Raw genomic sequence first — 19,352 nt, 5'->3', positions numbered from 1 at the left:
GGAGCGGTCGGTCATCACGGGCACACACCCGTCACGCGGTGGGTGATCGGTTGCAGGGAGCCGTAGGCGCCGTTCCAGCTGACGGTCACGTCGACCGCGCCGGGAACGTCGGCGACGGGTACGGGGTTGCCGACGCGGTAGGAGCCGCGCGCGGCCGCCGAGACGGTCACGACGTCGTCCTTGTCGGCGGGGAGGCACGCCTGGAACTGCACGTTCACGACCGTGGGCACCGTCTCGGCCGAGATGGCGACGGGCGCGGAACACGACAGGGTGAACGTCGTGTGGCACGCGCGCGCGGTCGGCTGGTTCGGAGCGGTGTCCGGGCTGAGCGCGAAGTCGCGCTTCCACTCGTTGTAGAGGTTGTACTGCGCGGCGAAGCCGTCTCGCACGGTGATCGACGGCGCCGACTCCAGTCGGTACTCGTACCGGTTGCCGTCGACCTGCGGGGTCGTCGCCACGCGGTAACGCGCCTGGCCCGACGGGCCGTCGACCGAGGTGAAGGTGAACACCTGCGTCGTGTTCGACTCAGCGACGCCGTAGCCGTTCGATGCGCAGACCTTCACGTTGTAGAGCTGGTACTCGGCCAGCCCCGTGATCGACGGGCTCGCCGACTGCGCCTCGGCGCCCGAGACCACGAGGCCGCCGTTCGCGTTGGCCGAGCACGACACGTTGCCCGAGCGCCACGCGACGTACACCAGCTGCACGCCCTGGGCGCTGCCGTTCGGCTGCGCGGAGGTCGGCGAGGTCACGCTGATGGAGGTGTTCGATGACGCCCCCGCCTGGGTTCCCGCGTCGAAGTACGGCGCACCCGCCACCGTCACCGAGGTCTGGAAGGCACCGCCCTCGTTGCTGCCGCCGCCGGTGGGAGGCTGGAACTGGCTGATGGGCACGATCGTGAGGGTCTGCGCACCGGGGGCGAGCGAGATCTCGGCCGTCGTCGTCGGGCCGGTGCGGTCGATCACCTGGCCCGTCTCCTCGACGCGGAAGGAGCGCGCGTCGTCGGAGGCCGCGATCGACAGAGCGACCACTCCGCGGCCGCGGTCGCTGCCACCCGGACGGTAGACGGGCGTCGCCGTGGCGTTCGAGACCACCGGTGCGGCGTACGCCCAGCTCGTGTGCGCCGACGTCGGCCCCGACGTGCCGACCGCGTTGACCGCAGCGGCGGAGAAGGCATGGCGTTCGCCGTTCACCAGGCCCGACACCGTGCACTGGTACGACGACCCGCTCGACGGCACGCACGACGCATTCGAGGGGGCGCCGTCCTGCAGGATCGTGACGCCGCTCACGGCGGGATGCGCGCGCCCCGCCTCGCCGAGGGGAACCTCGAGCACGACGGAGGAGCGGTCGTAGGCGACGGTCGTGACGCTCGCCGGCGCCTGCGGGAAGCCCTGGAGGTCGAGGGTGAGGGTGCCGGTGCCCGTGCGGCCCTGCGCATCCTCGACGACGAACGGCATCACGCACTGCCCGCCGGGCGTCTGCCCGCCGCGCGGCCAGGTGGCGGTGACGGCGCGGTCCCCCGACACGGTGATCGACGCGACGTCGCAGCGCGCGCCCGCACCGAGCGAGACGAGCCGCAGACCCGCACCCGGCTTGCCCGCGAACGGGTCGTACTCGCCCGCCGCGTCGACCAGGTCGATGGAGCAGCTCGGGCTCGTCACCACGCACTGCCGGGTGAGGGTGGCCCCGCGCGGAGCATCCGGCGGCGCCTGCGCGACGACCAGCCGGATGGATGCGGTGGGCTCGCCGTACTGCGGCACGCTCACCGTCACGGTCTCGGCGGTTCCCGGCCGGGCATCCGCCCTGGCTTCGACCGTCAGCGACGCACCCTGCTGCGTGACGACGAACGCAGTGCCCGAGTAGACGGTGCGGAACTCGAGCGACCGGGCGTTGCCCTCGCGTCCGCCCTCCCACGACGCCATGTTGGCGAAGAGGTCGAACTGGGCGGATCCGCCCGGCGCCACGGTGTGGGCGATCGACGAGAGCAGCAGCTGGGGCTCGGCGGGACGGATGCTCACGGGCACGTCGACGTACGACCACCGCTCCTGCCCCGCGAGGCGCACGGGCACGAGGCACGTGTCGGACCAGGGCGCATCACGGCCGGCGGTGTAGGTCGCGCGCCCGGCGCCTTCCGGTACGCACGAGGCGGCGGCCCGCTGCGCGGTGAAGTCGTCGGAGCCGACCTCGATCTCGTCCGATCCGCGCAGGTCGACGTAGTCGCGCACGGCGAACGACGCCGAGGCGTCTTCGTCGACGACGACCGGAGTGGCGCCGGGACGGATCTGCACCTGCATGTCGTCGAACGCGGGGATGTGGAGGAAGCCGTAGGCGACGATGTCGCGCCCGCCCGCCGCGGTGCCGGTGAGCTGGAACGGCACGAGGCCGCCCTCTTCGGGCGCCGGGCCGACGATGCGATTGCCCTGCACCGAGTAGCCCGGCTGATCTCCCCACAGGCTCAGCTTCAACGAGCTGACATCGCCCGAGGGCCACCGCACGCGATCGGAGACCACGTCGACGCCCCGTTCGGGCAGATCGGTGCGGTCGCGGGCGGTGAGCACGGTGTCGGCGACGGTCGGCTGATCGGTGACGGCGCCGTCAGTGACGGTGACGACGATGAGTCCCTGCGCCGTGCTCGCGGTGCGCGACGAGCGCACGGTGTAGAAGTACGAGTTGGTGCCGGCCACGTCGCCGGCGCGCAGCACGACACGACCGTCGGGCAGCGACGTGTCGGAGTCGATGAGTCCATCGAGCCGCCCGTAGAGGGGATTGCCCTCGACGGCCGGGGCGTTGGGCACGAGCTCGGTGATCTCGAGCTCGCCCTGCGCGGGGTCGAGGTCGTTCGACCGAGGGTCGAGCACCACGGGGGTCGACGAGCCCGCCTCGACCCGCACGTAGTCGCTGAACGTCACCGGAGCGGTGTCGTCGACCTCGGCATCGAGCACCCCGATGCGCACGAGACCCGTGCCCTCTTCACCCTGCGGGTCGCGCACGGTGTAGCCGAAGCTCACCTGCCCGCCGTCGACGCCGCCCGCCGGGGCGCGGTAGACGATCGCGTCGCCGCGCGCCGAGATCGTCGCCGACCCGGCCCCCTTGCCCGGCTGATCGATGCCCGCGAGCACGACCCGGTCGCCGTCGCTGTCCATGCCCGTCGCGGGAACGGAGAGCGTCACGGTCTGCCCGCTGAGCACGCGACCGGTCAGCGTCGTCGGCGTGGGAGCCCGGTTGGTGCCCGGCGGCAGCACCGTCACGGTGACCGCGCCGTCGTCGGAGAGGGTCGGGTTGCGCTCGAGCGACACCGAATAGGTGAGGCGGTAGGTGCCGGGCGTGGAGGGGGCAAGATAGCGCAGCGCGTTGCCGTCGGCGAAGACGAGCTCGCCCGCCTCGCCCGATCCGGTCACCTCCGGTCGCACCACGAGTGGCTCCCCGCGCGGGGCGACGTCGTTCGCGGTCACCGGGATGCGGGTCAGCGACCCCGCCCGCACGGTGGCGGCGTCGGCGAAGACGATCGGGCGCGTGACCGTCGACGGCGGTGTGAGGAACACCGTCACCGATCCCCTCACCGCCGCTCCCGTGCCGTCCTCGACCGTGACCGTCGCCCGGCCGATGACCCCCGGCGTTCCGTCCTCGGTGATGCCGCTCACTCGCAGGCTCTCGTTGTTCACGACCCGGGCGCTGAGCTGCGGCGTCGAGCTCTCGACGCCCGAGAGCATGAGCACGCGTCCGCTCGTGTTCTGCACGGCGCTGAGCACGTCGACCGTCGTGTCCTCCCCCTCCCGCACGAATGCGGTGAGGGGCGCCATCGCGAGGGGCGCGGCACCGTCGACCGCGGTGATGCGGATGACGGCGGACTGCTCCGCCTGCGTCAGCGTGTCCTGCGCGGTGTACGTCACGACATACTGACCCGGCTCGGCGACCGTGAGCTCGACGTCGCCCGATGCCAGGTTGGGGGCGACCTCCAACCCGGGCGCCGTCGCCGCGGTCTGCACGGCGTCGACGAGGCGGTACGAGCCGGAGCCGCCGGAGAGGTGATCGGCCACGGTGATCGACTGCGCCTCGCCGATCCGAGCGGTGACGGCCACGGGAGATGCGGTGAGCGCCGGGCTGCCCGTCACCTGCACGTCGAGCGTCTTCTCGGCGCGCGCGCCCCGCGAGTCCTCGACGACCACGGTGACGGGAATGACGGCATCCGTCGCGTTCGGGTCGGTGTGCCGGATCGCGACCCGCCCGTCGGCCATCGGGACGACCATCACGGGAGCTGCCGGATCGGCCTCGTAGGCGTCGGCGAGCACGAAGGGGTCTCCTTCGGGGTCGACCCAGGCCGACAGTGCCGAGACGATGGTGCTCCCGCCGGGCAGCAGCTGCGGAGTGGGCCAGTCCTGCCTGCAGGCATCGACGCCGCACCACACCGGCGCGGAGTTCACCCCGGTGTCGACGACGGTGAGGGTGACGGTCGCCGGCGGCGAGACCGCCGAGCCGTCGGTCACCGAGTACGTGAAGCTCGCCTGCCCCGAGGTCGCCGCCACGTCGACGACGATCGCCTGCCCGTCGGCCACGAGCGACAGTTGCCCGAACGCAGCATCCGAGGTGCCCGAGACCGACGACGGCTCGATCGTGAGCACGTCCTTCTTGTTCGGGTCGTGGTCATTGAGGAGCACGGGCAGGAGCACCTGCTCACCGGCGCGCACGCCGAACGCGTCGTTCACGGCAACGGGCGGGAGCTGCTCGGCCACGTCCTCGACGATGACCGTGCCCTCCTCCTTCTCGGTGTCGTCTTCGAGCGCCCACTGCTCCAGCGGGATGAGCGTGCCGTCCGGCGCCGTCCAGAGCAGGCCGGTGCTGACCTCGCTGAGCACGGCGCGATCGCCGTTCGCCCGGAAGACGGGCACGATGCTCGCCGATTCGAGCGTGTCGCCCGGCACCTCGAGCGTGCGGGATTCGCCGTCGACCCAGAGGGTTCCCGCCCCGGTGTCGAGCCACGCGGCATGGAGGCGGTCGCGCACGACGATCGGCGTCGCGGGCACGCCCGTCGCCTCGACGACACGCTCCTCCTCGCCCGAACCGAGGTCGACCGACACAAGGCCGCCCGAGTCGGCGATCACCACTGCATCCGCCTGCCCTGCGCCCTGCTGCAGTCGCGCGTCGTCGGCGACGTCGAGCGAGACGGGCTCATCGCGGCCCGAGAGCCAGAGGGCGCCGTCGCCGGACTGCAGAAGCGCCCACCGGTCGCCGATGACCGTGAGAGCCACCCCATCGCCGCCGTCCGGGGCGTCGGTGATCTCCGCGGCGTCGCCGAGGAAGCGGTGCTCCTCGATGTCGAAGCGGCGCACCGCGCCCTCTTCGGCCGAGTACATGGCGAGCACGCCGTCGGGCGAGAGGCCGATGGCGTCGGCGGAGTACGACGGCGGATCCTCGCCCTCGGCGACCTCGATCTCGGCGAACGGGTCGACCGGCGCGGTGGCCGCTCCGGCGTCGAGCGTGGTGACCGAGACCTGACCGGTGTCGGTGCGGTAGGCCGCGTACGGGCCGGCCGAGACGATCTCCCGGGTGCCGGCGGGCGTCGGCTCGGACGCCGAGGGCGCGCCGGAGTCGGCGGCGTCGCTGAGCAGGTTCGCGGGCCTCGCCGGGTCGAGGTCCCACCGCTGTCGGTTGCCCTGCGAGTAGAGCACGGCGGATGCCCCGCTCTGCCACACGGCTTCGGGGTCGTCGACCTCGCGCACCGTGTCGATCTCGCCGAGGTCGGTGTTCACGCGGGCGTACTGCCCGCTGTCGCGCATGACCCACACCGTCGACTCGAGTCGTGGCACCTCCTGCGACTGGTAGCCCTGAGCGGTGACCGCGAGGGTGACCACCACGGCGAGGGCAGCAACACCGGAGAGCCCGGCGATCAGCCGACCGCGGGAGCGGGGCTTCGCGGCGGTACGGTCGCGGTCTCCGATCGCCATCAGATCACTCCCGTGAGCAGCAGCACGCCCACGCCGACGGCGGCGATCACGGCGGCTCCGACGACGGCACCGATGATCCCGGCGACGAGCGGGGAGCGCGTGCGGGGGCGCGACGCGACGGGAACGTCGTCACGATCGCGGGGTGCGCCGTGCTGCTTGGCGGCTCGCGCCGCGCGTCGCGAGTCGGGCGCCACGGTGGTGATGACGGGGCCGCGCGGGGCGGAGTCCGAGAAGCTCACGGGAGCGGCCGCGGCCCACTCGGCCGATGCGGCCTCGAAAGCCGTCGGCACGAGACCGAGCTCGTACTGGGCGTGCCGCAGACGCTCGGCGAAGGCCGCCATGCTGGGGAACCGCCGGGCGGGGTCGCGCTGCATCGCGGTGGCGAGGATCTCGTCGACGACCGGGGGCATGCCCGAGAACGGCAGCGTGGGGTACTTCGCGCGGATGATGCGCTGGGTGAGCTGCTCGCGCGTGTTGTCGGCGCGATCGGGCTTCTCGAACGGGCTGCGCCCGGCCAGCAGCGTGTACAGCGTGGCGCCGAGGCTCCAGATCTCGCTGGGCACCGAGCCGGACACGCGCTCCTGCAGCACCTCGGGTGCGCTCCACGGCACCGACATCGCAATGGTCTCGGGGTCGCCTTCGTCGAGCACCGCTGCGGCGATGCCGAAGTCGGCGAGCACGGGCGCTCCGAGCGAGTTCACCAGCACGTTCGACGGTTTGATGTCGCGGTGCAGCAGGCCGGCGCGGTGCACCGTCTCGAGCGCACCCGCGATGCGCACGCCGATGTCGAGCACCTCGGGCAGCGGCAGCGGTGCCTTCTTGTACCGGGCGCTCATGGTGTCGGGGCAGTACTCCATCGCGAAGTACGGGCGCCCGTCCGACGAGATCGAGGCCTGGTAGATCGTGACGATCGACGGGTGCGCGCTGAGGCGGGCCGAGATGTCGGCCTCGACGTTGAACGAGCGCAGCACCTCGGGGTTGACCGCATCGGCCAGGAGCACCTTCACCGCGGCGACCCGACGGGGCATGTCCTGCTCGTAGAGGAAGACATCGGCGAATCCGCCGGATCCGAGCGGGCGCACATAGCTGTAACCGGCGAGCACGGGGGGCGTCGAGGCAATGCGCTTCGCCACTCGTCCTCCTCCGGCTCCGGATGCGTCATCGACGGGGGTCGCGCGAATCGCGCGACGGCAGTGCGGCGCCGGTCCCCCCGCGCACGAGTATAACCGCGGCGCGGCGGATGCTCAGGCGCGCCAGCATCCCTCGATGTGGTCGTCGACCATCCCCGTCGACTGCATGAGGGCGTACATGGTGGTCGCGCCCACGAAGCGGAAGCCCCGACGACGCAGCTCCTTGCTCATCGCCGTCGACTCCGGGGTCACCGCCGGGACGTCGCCGAAGGCCGTCGGCCGCTCCGCGCGCGGGGGCGGAGCGAACGACCACATGAGCGCGTCGAGCTCGCCGTCGGACATGTCGCGCACGAGGCGGGCGTTGCCGATCGTCGCGAGGATCTTCGCCCGATTGCGGATGATGCCCGCGTCGGCCATGAGACGCTCCACGTCGTCGTCGCCGAACTGCGCCACGCGCTCAGGATCGAATCCGTCGAACACCTCGCGGAACCGGGGACGCTTGCGCAGGATCGTGATCCACGACAGCCCCGCCTGGAAGCCCTCGAGCGACATCTTCTCGAACAGCGCACGGTCGCCGTGCAGCGGGGTTCCCCACTCCTCGTCGTGGTACCGGCGGTACTCGTCGTCGTCGCCGACCCACGCGCAGCGGGCGCGGCCGTCGGGGCCGGTGAGGAGGGAGGTCATGCGCACCACGCTAGCGCCGCCCTCCGACACCGGCCCCCGCACCTCAGGCGTCGAAGGTGGCGGCGTCGATCACGAAGCGGTAGCGCACGTCCGAGGCGAGCACGCGCTCGTAGGCGTCGTTGATGTCGGATGCCGGGATGACCTCGATCTCGGCGGCGATGCCGTGCTCGGCGCAGAAGTCGAGCATCTCCTGCGTCTCGCGGATGCCGCCGATGTTCGATCCGGCCACCGAGCGGCGTCCCCCGATGAGCGATCCGACGGTCAGCGCGAGAGGCTCGGGCGGGGCGCCGACGCACACGATCGCGCCGTCGATGTCGAGCAGGCCGAGGTAGGCGCGCAGGTCGATCGGGGCGCTGACGGTGTTGAGGATGACGTCGAACGACTTGCGCAGCGTGCGGAACGTCTCCTCGTCACGGGTGGCGTAGTAGTGGTCGGCCCCGAGACGCAGCCCGTCGTCCTTCTTGCCGAGGGTCTGCGACAGCACCGTCACCTCGGCACCGAGCGCGTGGGCGATCTGCACGCCCATGTGGCCGAGACCGCCCAGACCCACCACGGCGACCCGCGAGCCCTCGCCGACCTTCCAGTGGCGGAGCGGCGAGTAGGTGGTGATGCCGGCGCACAGCAGCGGCGCGGCGACATCGAGTGCGAGCGCGTCGGGGATGCGCAGCACGAACGACTCGGTCACGACGACCTGCTGCGAGTACCCGCCCTGGGTGATCGTGCCGTCGCGGTCGACCGCGCCGTAGGTCATCGTCGCGCCGTTCTCGCAGAACTGCTCCTCACCGCGGCGGCACTGGCGGCACTCGCCGCAGGAGTTGACCATGCATCCGACGCCGACGCGATCGCCGACCGCGTGCCGCGTCACCTCGGAACCGACGGCGGCGACGGTGCCCGTGATCTCGTGTCCGGGCGCGAGGGGGTACTGCTGCGGACCCCAGTCGCCGCGCACGGTGTGGATGTCGGAGTGGCAGATGCCGGCGAACGCGACGTCGATCAGCACGTCGTGCGGACCGAGCTCGCGGCGCTCAATCGTGGTCTTCTCGAGGGGTGCGGCTTCTGCGGGGGCGGCGTAGGCGGTGACGCTGGTCATGGATGCTCCGTTTCGGGTGGGGGTGCGAGCGACGTTACGTCACCGCGGAGGGAGGGGTTCACAGGCATATCGGATAGAGGTGGCTCCGGTCGCGCCGGCGGCCCGGTCGCGCGAGGGCGCTCCGGTCGAGTCGGCAGGCCGGTCGTGGGAACGGCGCTCAGGCAGCGAAGGGGTCGAGGCCGGTCGCCTGCACCGACAGTGCCCACAGGCGGTCGGCGGCGTCGACGTCGACCGCCCACTCCTTCACTCCTCCCGCGGTGAGGTCGGTGGCGTCCTGGGGCACGACGCGCGCGACCGCGCAGTCCTCGCAGTAGACGCCGCCGCGGTCGGCGAGCTCGGGTGCCGTGGCCGCCCAGAGCCCGGTCGACGCCCCTTGCGCGGGTGTCTTGAAGCGCGGATTCGGGGTGCCGTCGGCGTCGATCCACTGCCGGCGGACCATCTCCTCCCGCGGCAGGTGGCGCTGCAGGTCGGTGAGGATGCCGCCGGGATGCACGGAGTACGCGTGAACACCGCGCGCGGCCGCACGGGCGTCGAGGCCGACGGCGAACAGCGCGTCGGCCGTCTTCGACTGGCCGTAGGCGACCCAGGGGTCGTAGGGGGTCTCGGCGAAGTTGACGTCGTCGAACCGGACGGGCGAGCGGAAGTGCGCACCCGAGGAGTAGGCGATGACGCGGGCGCCGTGAGAAAGGAGGTCGGCGACCCCGGCGACGAGCGCGAAGTGCCCGAGGTGGTTCGTGCCGAACTGGGACTCCCACCCCTGCGGGGTGAGGGCGAACGGCGACGCCATGACCCCGGCGACGTTCATGATCAGGTCGATCGGCGCCTGCTCCTCGCGCATCCGCTCGGTGAAGGCCGCGACCGACTCGAGGTCGCCGAGGTCCAGCGGATGCACGCGCACGGACGGAAGGTCGGCGAGCGCCGGGGCGGCGACGTCGGGGCGACGGGCGGGCACCACCACGTCGGCGCCCGCACCGACCAGCGCGCGCACCGTCTCCAGTCCGAGACCGGAGTATCCGCCGGTCACGATCGCCCGCTTCCCCGCCAGGTCGTGGCCGGCGATGACCTCGGCCGCGGTGGAGCGGTAGCCGAAGGCCGACGGGAGGGACTGCTGGCGGGAGAGCATCTCGGACTGCGTGATCATGATCGTCACCCTACGATCTAGAGTTGACTCGAAGTCAAGGAGGCCCCATGACCCTCAGTGCGACCGAAACCCGACGCACCTACAGCATCGGCGAACTCGCCGAGATCACGAACCTCAGCGTGCACACGTTGCGGTGGTACGAGACGCAAGGGCTGTTCCCCCGACCGGTGCCGCGCACCTCGGGCGGCCGGCGCGCCTACGACCAGGAGACGATCGGCTGGCTCTCGCTGCTGACACGGCTGCGCGAATCGGGGATGCCCGTCGCGGAGATGGCGAAATACGCAGACCTCGTGCGCGCCGGCGCGGGGAACGAACGCGAGCGGATCGCTCTGATGGAAGCGCACGCCCAGGCTCTCGACGCCCAGATCCGAGAGCTGATCGCCTGCCGCGAGGTCATCGACCACAAGATCGACCTCTATCGCACCGCACTCCGCGAGCGCGGCGTCGACGTCTGAGGCCCCGCGGCTGCGGGTCTCGCCCTTCCCGTGGGCGCACGGCATGGCTAGGCTCGCGCCATGACTCGGGAGAAGAGCACCGCCCTCACCCTCATCATCGTCGGAATCGTCATGGGGGTGGCCGCCGTCATCCTCGATCTGAACGGCGTCGGCGACTGGATCCATGCCCTCACCTGGGTCGGGGGTGGATCGTTCGGCTACGGCCTCGTCACGTGGATCCGCCTCAGCCGCGCGAAGGGCCCTTTCCCGCCCGCGCGCTGACCGAGACGGCGCGGGTTCAGCGCTTCTTCTCGGCGCGGAGCGCCTTCTCGGGGATCGGCGCCTCGCCAGACGCTGCCAGGTCGGCGTAGTACGCCCGAGCCTCGTCCTGCCGCGCCTGCTCCGCGCCCGACGCGATGGGGGCGCGCACGTGCTCGGGCTCGTAACCGAACGCCTCGACGAGGTCGAGGGCGTGCGGGCGCAGCCGTGCGCACAGGCGGTCGATGTAGCTCGACACCGCCTGGGCACGCTGCATCGACAGCCGCCCGTTCATGAGGTGCCAGGCGAGGTGCTTCTCGATGAGCTGCAGGCCGAAGAGGTCGCGCAGCCAGGTGAGCACGGCCTTCGTCTGCGCGTCATCGACCCGGTGCACGGCATCCGTGAAGGCCTCCCATTGCAGCAGCTCGCCGTGCGCACGGGCGGCCTCGATGAGCTCGGCCTGGTTCTCGTTGAACAGGCGGGCGCCCAGCTCCTTGTCCTTCGCGCCGGGGCGCAGGCGTCCGGCGACGTCGGCGATCATCTGCTGCACGCGCTCGGCGAGCAGCTCGTGCTGCTGCTCCTCGCGCAGGCCGTTCTCGACCGAGCGCGACACCTGCCCGAAGTCGGCCACCGACTGCCCGAACTGCCGCAGACCCGCTCCGTGGAAGAGCTTGCCCGCGGTCATCCCGACGGCGAACCTGGCGAGGCTCGCGGGGTCCTTGCCGGTGAACTGCTTCGCGTAGTCGCCCAGCAGACGCTTGCCGACGAGCTGCAGCAGCACGTTGTTGTCACCCTCGAAGGTGACGTAGATGTCGAGGTCGGCGCGCAGGCCGACGAGCCGGTTCTCGAACATGAAGCCCGCGCCGCCGCACGCCTCGCGTGCCTCCTGCAGCGTGTCGAGCGCATGCCACGTCGACAGCGGCTTGAGGGCGGCGGCCAGCGTCTCGAGGTCCTCGCGGTCAGCGGGGGTGTCCGTCCGGCCCGAGAACACGCCGTCGAACTTCTGCAGGAACTCATCGTGCGCGAAGATCTGGGCGTAGGTGGTGGCGAGGCGCGGCAGCAGTCGCCGCTGGTGCTTGCCGTAGTCCATGAGCACGACCTCGTGCCCGTCGACACCGTCGAACTGGCGGCGCTGGGTCGCGTAGGTGATCGCGATGTGCAGACCCAGGGCGGATGCCCACGACGCCGCGCCGTCGAGCGAGACGCGCCCCTGCACGAGCGTGCCGAGCATGGTGAAGAAGCGACGACCGGGGCTGTCGATCGCGCTGGTGTACGTGCCGTCGGCGGCGACGTCGCCGTACTTGTTGAGCAGGTTGGTGCGCGGGACGCGCACGTGATCGAAGCTCAGGCGGCCGTTGTCGATGCCGTTGAGACCGCCCTTGAGGCCGTCGTCCTCGCGGCCGATGCCCGGGAGGTCGACCCCGTCGTCGCCGCGCAGCGGCACGTAGAAGCAGTGCACACCGTGGTTGACGCCGTTCGTGATGAGCTGCGCGAACACCGTCGCGGCGACCCCGTGCAGACCCGCGTTGCCGAGGTACTCCTTCGTCGCCCCGCGGAACGGGGTGTGGATGACGAACTCCTCCGTCTCGGGGTCGTAGGTCGCGGTCGTCCCCACGGCGGCCACGTCGGACCCGTGTCCGATCTCGGTCATCGCGAACGCCCCCGGGATGGAGAGGTCCATGATGCCCGGCAGCCACTTCTCGTGGTGCTCTGCCGTGCCGAGCTGTAGCACGGCCGACCCGAAGAGCCCCCACTGCACGCCCGACTTGATCTGGAGGCTCGGGTCGGCGACGACGAGTTCCTCGAAGCCGGAGATGTTGCCGCCGTTGTCCTCTTCGCCGCCGAGCGACTTCGGGAACGCGCGGTGCACGGCCTTGTTCTCGACGAGCAGGTGCAACTGGCTGAGCACGCGCTCGCGGTGCTCGTCCATGCCGAGGCCGTCCTGACGCCAGAACGCGGAGTCCTTGAGCATCTCGCGCGCCTGCCGACGGATGTCGGCCCAGGTGCCGAGCAGCAGATCGTTGACGAGCGGCACGTCGATCGCGGGGCGCGTGGCCTCGACGGTCGGGGACTTCGTGGGGCGGACGGCGGCGTCGACCATGAGTGTTCCTCTCAGAGACGGTGGAATGCTCTCATGGTAGGACTCCGACAACGTCGGGCGAAGCGGGCTGTGGCTCTCCTCCAACCGCTGCCGGGGCCGGGGCGTCGCGTCGTTGTCGGGTGCTCACAGTCCCCCGCGCGCGCAGCGCGCGCCATCGCGAGCGCACACCCCTCTCGACGCGCCGCCAGGTGACGTCGCGCACGAAGATCATGTCGCTGAAGATCATCACCAGGGAGAAGAACGGAAGCGACATGAGGATGCCGATGCCGGCGTGCATGCCCGTGATCGCGACGAGACCCACGATGCGGGTCCACCGGTTCAGCAGCGTGAACGGGAACAGCAGCTGCATGTAGACGCTCAGCCACGAGGCGATGAAGATGCCCGGGGTGATCTGCCAGACGATGTCGTTCAGCCACGGGAGGAGGATGAACTGCTCGAGCCGCAGGGGGTAGTAGGCCGCGATCCCCTCGGTCCACATCGTGCCCTGCAGTTTCCACAGCGCGCTCGTGATGTACACGATGCACAGCTGTGCGCCGATGAGCACGACCGCGATGTTGTTCGACAGGATCGGCACCCAGCGGGGAAGACTGCGCCCGCGGAACGTGAGCGGATGCTCCGCCCCCGAGCGCGCCCGACGCCTCGCGTCGAGCGACCATCGCCGCGACGTGTCGGCCAACAGCAGGAACAGGAGCATCACCCGGAAGGTCTGGTAGTGGCCCGTGTTGAGCACCAGCGGGTTCGTCGAGGCGTAGCCGAGCCAGAGAACCGCGAAGAGCGGCGCGATCACGCGCATCCGCCACCCGAACATGAACGCCGCGGCGACCGCGACCAGCACCGCGAGTTTCAGGAAGGTCAGCCAATCCGGGTCCGAGCGCGAGAACAGCCCGGAGAGCGGCCAGACGTAGTCATTGACCGGGCTCGGGCGGTAGAGCGACTCTCCCCACCGCGACCCCTCGCCGAACGTGTAGGAGTAGTCGGGCAGATACAGCAGGATGCTCGCGATGGTCATGCCGCCGAAACCGATGCGCATCACCGCGAGCCCGTACGTGGCGTGCCGGCGGTCGAGCAGCCAATGCAGAAGGGCGTCCCACAACCGCGTCACGACGGTCATCCGTCCTCCCCCTCGTCGTCGGTGAGCGATCCGCTGACGCCGGCCGCCTCGGCCCAGTGCAGGAACGTGCGGGCGAAGGCATCCGTGCTCTGCTGCGACCACTCGAGCGTGGGACGCCAGCCGAGCTCGGTGTACGACGACGCGGGGCGCTCGGCATCCGGATCGAACCGGTCGTCCCACCGCACCACCGGGCTGTACACCGCCCGCGTCTGCACGGCCAGAACCTCCCCGTCGTCCGACCACAACGCCTCGGCGGCCTGCGTCGCGTAGGAGGTGGTGTAGTTCGTCGCGCGGATGAACGAGCGCACGTCACCCGGATTGCCGTCGTCGGCATCGAGGAGCGCCTCGTTCAAGTCGGCGAGGTCTGCGCTGTCGTGGAAGTTCTCCCCCACGACCGTCTTCTGCTCGGGAGTGAGCCTGTTGTACGAGGTCATCAGCTGCTCAGCACCGATCACCGTCAGCTGCTTGCGCAGCACCCGACGGTAGGGCTCGGCGAGCTCGATCGCCGTGACGTCGACCCACTTCGTCTCGACGCGCTCGCCCTCGGGCGTCTGCACCCACGCCCGCACCCACAGGTTGCGGTCGGCGCTCGCCGGGTCGGGGGCGAAGATGCGGTAGTCCTGCAGGAAGTACGGCTTGATCCAGGCATCCGCCGCCCGGCCCGGCAGCGGGCCGTACTTCACCTCGCTCGACGGAACGTTGAAGACGGCCGTCATCGCGATATGCACCGCGACCACGGCCAACGCGATGGCACTGACCACCTTCGCGGCGGTGGGAATGGAACGGCTGGTCGAGGGGGAAGTCATGGCGTCCTCTGCTCATCGTGCGGCGGAGACGGACGGACGGCGGCACCCGGGGTGTTCCCGGATGCCGCCGCCCGTGACGGATCAGCTCGTCGACATGGTCGACCGCCTCTTCCGTGCGCCTGCCGCGAGGAGCGATCCGGCGAGCAGCAGTACCGCACCCCAGGCGAGGAACGGTCCCGCGTCGCCACCGGTCACCGCCAGGCCGGATGCGATCACCCGGAACTGGATCGAGATGGAACCGGACTCGGCACCCGTGAGGGTCACCGTGTGCTGTCCGACCTCGAAGTTCGCCGGCACCGTCCAGGTGAAGGTCACCTCGCCCTGGGCGTTCGCCACCCGCGACCCGAGCGAGATCGGGTCGGACTGGGCCACGCCCGTCACGACCTCACCCGGACGGAATCCGGTGCCGACCGTGACCTGCGTCTCGCCCTGCGCCACCACCGGGTAGCGAATCGAGATGCCGAGCTGCCGCCCGGGGTTCGTACCCGGATCGGTTCCGGTGTCCGTACCGGTGTCGGTTCCGGTGTCCGTACCCGTGTCGGTGTCCGTTCCGGGGTCAGCGGTGGTGTCCGTTCCGGGATCGGTGTCCGTTCCGGGATCGGTGGTGGTGTCCGTCCCCGTGTCCGTGTCCGTACCCGTGTCCGTGTCCGTCCCGGTGTCCGTGTCCGTACCCGTGTCGGTGTCCGTTCCGGTGTCGGTGTCCGTGTCCGTCCCCGTGTCGGCATCCGTCCCCGTGTCGGCATCCGTCCCGGTGTCCGTATCCGTACCCGTGTCCGCGTCGGTACCCGTGTCGGTGTCCGTACCCGTGTCGGCATCCGTCCCGGTGTCCGTGTCCGTACCGGCGTCCGTGTCCGTATCGGTTCCCGGGTCCGCGCCGGTGTCGGTTCCCGGGTCGGCGCCGGTGTCCGTGTCGGTGCCCGTGTCCGTCCCGGTGTCCGTGTCGGTACCCGTGTCCGTCCCGGTGTCCGTGTCGGTACCCGTGTCCGTCCCGGCGTCCGTCCCGGTGTCCGTGTCGGTGCCGGTGTCCGTGTCGGTACCGGTGTCGGTGTCCGTCCCGGTGTCCGTGCCCGTGTCCGTGCCCGGGTCCGTACCCGTGTCGGTACCAGGGTCCGTGTCCGTGCCCGTATCGACGTCGGTACCCGTGTCGGCATCCGTGCCGGTGTCGGCATCCGTGCCGGTGTCGGCATCCGTGCCGGTGTCGGCGTCCGTACCGGTGTCGGTGTCCGTACCGGTGTCGGTGCCCGGGTCGGTACCGGTGTCTGTGCCGGGGTCGGTTCCGGTGTCGGTGCCCGGATCGGTACCCGTATCCGTCCCGGGGTCCGTGTCGGTACCCGTATCCGTGTCGGTTCCGGTGTCGGTGTCCGTACCCGTATCGGTGTCCGTACCGGTGTCCGTGTCGGTCCCGGTATCCGTACCGGTGTCGGTGTCGGTGCCCGGGTCGGCGCCGGGGTCGGTGCCCGGGTCGATCGCGGTCTCCTCGACCACCAGCTCGGCGTCGACCGTGGTGCCGATCTCGTCCGTTCCGACGACGGTGTAGGTCCCCGCCTCGACCGTGGCCGGGACCGGCAGCACCGTGCCCGCCGGCACGGCACCGGCTTCGTCGGTCGTCACCGTCACCGTGGCGCCGAGGATCGGGGTGCCGTCGGCATCCTCGAGCTCGAACGTCACCTCGGTCAAAGGCGGCCACCCGCTCGACGTGATCGCCGTGTCGGCGCCGGCCTCGACCGGGGTCGTGACCGAGAGGATCGGCGTCCACGCCTGCACGGTGACGTCACCCTCGCCCGTGTTGCCCTGGGCATCCGTGCCGACCACCGTGAAGGTGCCCGGCTCGGCGTCGGTCGGGATCGCGACCGTCGTTCCGGCCGGAACGTTGCCGTCGCCGTCGGTCGTGACGACCACGGGCTCTCCGACCGGGTCACCGGCCGCGTCTTCGAGCTGGAAGGTGACCTGCGTGTTCGGCGGCCACCCGCCCGACGTGATCGTCGTCGACTGCCCCGGCTTCACCGGCCCCGAGAGCGCCACGGTCGGCGTCCACGGCTCGACCGTGATGTCGGCCTCGCCGGTGATGCCCTCGACGCCCGTTCCGACGAGCGTGTAGGCGCCCGGCTCGGTACCCACCGGCACCGTGACCGTCGTCCCCGCCGGCACGTTGCCGTCGGCGTCCGTCGTCACATTCACCGGGTCGCCCACCGGCGTACCCTCGGCGTCTTCGAGCTGGAAGACGACGGGGGTCAGCGGCGGCCACCCACCCGAGGCGATCGTCGACGACTGTCCCGGCTTCACCGGATCGGTGGCCTCCACCGTCGGCGTCCACGGCTCCACCACGAGCGGACCCTCCGCCGTCGCACCCTCCGGGCCGGTCGCCACGACGACGTAGTCGCCGGGGTCGGTCGAGAGCGGCACGGTCAGCGTGGTCCCCGCGGGGATGTTGCCGTCGGCATCCGTCGTCACCGTGATCGATTCACCGACCGGAGCGCCGCCCTCGGTCTCGATCTGGAAGGTCACGTCAGAGGTGGCCGGCCATCCCCCGGAGGCGATGGTCGTCGTCTGGCCCGGCTTCACCGGACCGGATGCGGTCACGGCAGGGGTTCCGGGTGCGGCGAGCACGGTGAACGTGCCCTCGGCGGTGTTGCCGAACTCGTCCTCGCCGAGCACGGTGTACTCGCCGATGGCCGAGCCCGCCGGCACCGCCAGCGTCGTGTCGGCGGGGATCGCCCCCGTCGCGTCGGTCGTCACCGTGACCGCGGTGCCCACCGGGTTCCCGGTCGGGTCCTGCAGCTGGAAGGTGACGTCGGCCGTCGCCGGCCATCCGGTCGAGGTGAGGGTGGTCTCCTCGCCGACCGTGATCGGGCCCGTCGCCGCGATCGTCGGCGCATACGGTGCGACGACCAACGCCGCCTCGACGGTCAGACCGCCGGCGGATGCCGTGACGGTGTAGTCGCCGGCCGGAGCCGTCGCCGGAACGGTCAGGGTCGTGTCGGCGGGGAAGGCGCCGTTCGCGTCGGTGGTGACCGTAATCGGATCGCCGACGGGCTCGCCGTCGGGGTCCACCAGCTGCACCGTGACGTCGGTCGCCGCCGCCCAGCCGCCGGAGGTCAGGGTCGTGTCCTGACCGGGCTTGACCGGGGTCGTCGCCGTCAGCGTCGGTGCGAGAGCGTTCGGTCCGGCCTCGGCGCGGGCGAGGACGAGGGTGCCCACACCGCCGCCGCCCGCGAGAGCGCCGACCGTGAGCACGAAGGCCTCTTCGCTGTAGACCCCGTCGGCTTCGCCCTGCACGTTGCCGCGCAGCGAGACGACGCCGTTCAGCAACGTGACCGCCGGGGCGATCGCCGTGACGATACCGCTGACCGCGCTGGTGACGGTCGGAACGACGGTGTTCACCACACCGGTCGCGCCGAAGAGCGTCGTGTTGAGGGGCGCCGCGAGGGCGGCCGTGAGCGTCGCCACCGAGACCGGCACGTTGGCGCCGGCGACCTTGACGGTGATCGTCGCGGTGGGCGCAGGCGAGCCGACGGCCCCGACGATGCTGCCGAGGGTCTGGTTCGGAACCGAGATGATCACGCCGGTGCCGATGTCGAGGCCGGGAGTCGTGCAGGTCGCGCCGGTACCGACCACGCAGACGGTGCCGCCGATGTTCAGCACGGCCGCGTTCAGCGTGCTGGTGAGCGCCGACTGCACGAGCCCGGGCACGGTGTTGAGCAGCGCACCCACGCGGTTGATGAGGTTCGTCAGCACAGGCGCCGAGAGCACCTCTTCGCCGGGGTTCAGGCTGTTCAGACCACGGCTGGTCGTGTTGGCGAACAGTGCCGCGAGGTCGGCGGTGACGACTCCGGTGCGCAGATTGACCGACACGATGCCGTCGCCGAGCGGGGTGTCGAGGATGCTGTTGAGCGCCTGCGGCACCTGCGTGGTGATCGTGATGTTCAGGCCCGGGTTGCCCAGAACGGGAGCCAGCGCGCTGTTGAGGCCGGCGATCGCGCCGGCCAGGAGACCGTTGGGCCCGGTGAGGGTGTTGACGGCCGCGTCGACCGTCGAGGCAACGCCTCCGGTGCCCACGAGGGTGTTCGTCAGGCCGGTCACCGCGGGCAGTTGAAGGGTCACGGTGCCCCCGGCGACGTTGTAGTCGCGAGTGACCGTGCCGTCGGCGGCGAGCGCCACCTCGGCACTGATGGCGCCGAGCGTGAGGTCGAGATCGCCGACGACGCTCGTGACCGTCGAGCCCAGAAGACCCTGCAGGTTGAGCGACGCGTTCGCCGGGTAGGCGCCCGCGCCGGTCGTGTCGACCGTGCCGGTGTCGCTGACGGCGCCGGTGGCGGCCCGGCTCGACCCGTCGGGGTTCGACTGCGAGTACTGGTTCACCGCTCCGAGCGTGAGGAAGTTCGACAGCGCGGGAACGCTGAGGCCCCCGGGGATGCTGACGTTCAGGGCATTGAGCACCGTGAGGTCGAGGGTCCCCGTGTCGACCTGCTGCTCTCCTGTGCCATCGCTGCTCGTCTCGGCACCCTGGAGCGCCGCGACGGTGTCGAGCGAGGTGCCGCCGAGGAGCAGGCTCCCCGACAGGAAGCGCGAACTGGAGGTCGATTCGTCCCCCGGCGCGGCGATCGCTGCGGTGGGGGCGATCACACTCCCCACGACGACTGCGCTGACCGCAGCTATCG

At 71.1% G+C, this 19,352-nt stretch carries 11 protein-coding genes; 2 read left to right on the top strand and 9 right to left on the bottom strand.

Annotated features, from left to right (window positions below; genetic code table 11):
- Positions 1–14: 14 nt before the first annotated feature.
- The 5 genes from RWS82_RS09435 to RWS82_RS09415 all read right to left on the bottom strand — a co-directional run bounded on the left by RWS82_RS09435 (position 15) and on the right by RWS82_RS09415 (position 9,984).
- A complete protein-coding gene (locus RWS82_RS09435) occupies positions 15–5,939 on the bottom strand; it encodes an Ig-like domain-containing protein (protein ID WP_314649277.1) in 5,925 nt (1,974 codons plus the stop codon).
- On the bottom strand, positions 5,939–7,072 hold the full coding sequence (locus RWS82_RS09430; RefSeq protein ID WP_314649274.1) for a serine/threonine-protein kinase: 1,134 nt from the start codon (positions 7,070–7,072) through the stop codon (positions 5,939–5,941). The genes RWS82_RS09435 and RWS82_RS09430 overlap by 1 nt, the downstream gene beginning before the upstream one ends.
- Before the next feature lie 111 nt (positions 7,073–7,183).
- Complete coding sequence (locus RWS82_RS09425; RefSeq protein WP_314649271.1) at positions 7,184–7,753, bottom strand: DNA-3-methyladenine glycosylase I; 570 nt, start codon at positions 7,751–7,753, stop codon at positions 7,184–7,186.
- Between the two features lie 43 nt (positions 7,754–7,796).
- On the bottom strand, positions 7,797–8,843 hold the full coding sequence (locus tag RWS82_RS09420) for an NAD(P)-dependent alcohol dehydrogenase (RefSeq protein WP_314649268.1): 1,047 nt from the start codon (positions 8,841–8,843) through the stop codon (positions 7,797–7,799).
- Positions 8,844–9,000: 157 nt separating this feature from the next.
- The gene (locus tag RWS82_RS09415) at positions 9,001–9,984 is read right to left on the bottom strand and encodes an oxidoreductase (RefSeq protein ID WP_314649265.1); all 984 of its coding nucleotides are present in this window, start codon (positions 9,982–9,984) and stop codon (positions 9,001–9,003) included.
- Between the two features lie 47 nt (positions 9,985–10,031).
- Here RWS82_RS09415 and RWS82_RS09410 point away from each other — a divergent pair, with 47 nt between their 5' ends.
- Positions 10,032–10,439, top strand: a complete 408-nt coding sequence (locus tag RWS82_RS09410) for a MerR family transcriptional regulator (RefSeq protein WP_314649263.1) — start codon at positions 10,032–10,034, stop codon at positions 10,437–10,439.
- A 60-nt stretch (positions 10,440–10,499) separates the two neighbouring features.
- The gene (locus tag RWS82_RS09405) at positions 10,500–10,700 is read left to right on the top strand and encodes a hypothetical protein (RefSeq protein ID WP_314649260.1); all 201 of its coding nucleotides are present in this window, start codon (positions 10,500–10,502) and stop codon (positions 10,698–10,700) included.
- Between the two features lie 16 nt (positions 10,701–10,716).
- Here the strand turns inward: RWS82_RS09405 and RWS82_RS09400 are convergent, their stop codons facing one another.
- From RWS82_RS09400 to RWS82_RS09385, 4 genes are all read right to left on the bottom strand, one after another.
- Positions 10,717–12,777 carry an acyl-CoA dehydrogenase gene (locus RWS82_RS09400; RefSeq protein ID WP_314649257.1) on the bottom strand — a complete coding sequence of 687 codons (2,061 nt, stop codon included), beginning with the start codon at positions 12,775–12,777 and terminating at the stop codon, positions 10,717–10,719.
- A gap of 31 nt (positions 12,778–12,808) precedes the next feature.
- Entirely contained in the window at positions 12,809–13,888 is a 1,080-nt protein-coding gene (locus tag RWS82_RS09395) for an HTTM domain-containing protein (RefSeq protein ID WP_314649254.1), read from the bottom strand.
- A complete protein-coding gene (locus tag RWS82_RS09390) occupies positions 13,885–14,694 on the bottom strand; it encodes a DUF5819 family protein (protein ID WP_314649251.1) in 810 nt (269 codons plus the stop codon). Before RWS82_RS09390 ends, RWS82_RS09395 begins: the two co-directional genes overlap by 4 nt.
- A gap of 81 nt (positions 14,695–14,775) precedes the next feature.
- Positions 14,776–19,326 (bottom strand): choice-of-anchor G family protein, encoded by a 4,551-nt coding sequence (locus RWS82_RS09385; RefSeq protein WP_314649248.1) that lies wholly within the window; start codon positions 19,324–19,326, stop codon positions 14,776–14,778.
- Positions 19,327–19,352: the final 26 nt, after the last annotated feature.

Origin of the sequence: uncultured Microbacterium sp., assembly GCF_963528945.1 — a bacterium.
In the GTDB taxonomy this organism is placed as follows: domain Bacteria; phylum Actinomycetota; class Actinomycetes; order Actinomycetales; family Microbacteriaceae; genus Microbacterium.
This window is presented reverse-complemented; position numbering and strand designations above follow the sequence as displayed.

What these genes read in the sequence shown, in the direction of transcription:
- RWS82_RS09435 (WP_314649277.1), bottom strand. Translation starts at nt 5,939, where the DNA reads ATGGCGATCGGAGACCGCGACCGTACCGCCGCGAAGCCCCGCTCCCGC.
- RWS82_RS09425 (WP_314649271.1), bottom strand. Translation starts at nt 7,753, where the DNA reads ATGACCTCCCTCCTCACCGGCCCCGACGGCCGCGCCCGCTGCGCGTGG.
- RWS82_RS09420 (WP_314649268.1), bottom strand. Translation starts at nt 8,843, where the DNA reads ATGACCAGCGTCACCGCCTACGCCGCCCCCGCAGAAGCCGCACCCCTC.
- RWS82_RS09415 (WP_314649265.1), bottom strand. Translation starts at nt 9,984, where the DNA reads ATGATCACGCAGTCCGAGATGCTCTCCCGCCAGCAGTCCCTCCCGTCG.
- RWS82_RS09410 (WP_314649263.1), top strand. Translation starts at nt 10,032, where the DNA reads ATGACCCTCAGTGCGACCGAAACCCGACGCACCTACAGCATCGGCGAA.
- RWS82_RS09405 (WP_314649260.1), top strand. Translation starts at nt 10,500, where the DNA reads ATGACTCGGGAGAAGAGCACCGCCCTCACCCTCATCATCGTCGGAATC.
- RWS82_RS09400 (WP_314649257.1), bottom strand. Translation starts at nt 12,777, where the DNA reads ATGGTCGACGCCGCCGTCCGCCCCACGAAGTCCCCGACCGTCGAGGCC.
- RWS82_RS09395 (WP_314649254.1), bottom strand. Translation starts at nt 13,888, where the DNA reads ATGACCGTCGTGACGCGGTTGTGGGACGCCCTTCTGCATTGGCTGCTC.
- RWS82_RS09390 (WP_314649251.1), bottom strand. Translation starts at nt 14,694, where the DNA reads ATGACTTCCCCCTCGACCAGCCGTTCCATTCCCACCGCCGCGAAGGTG.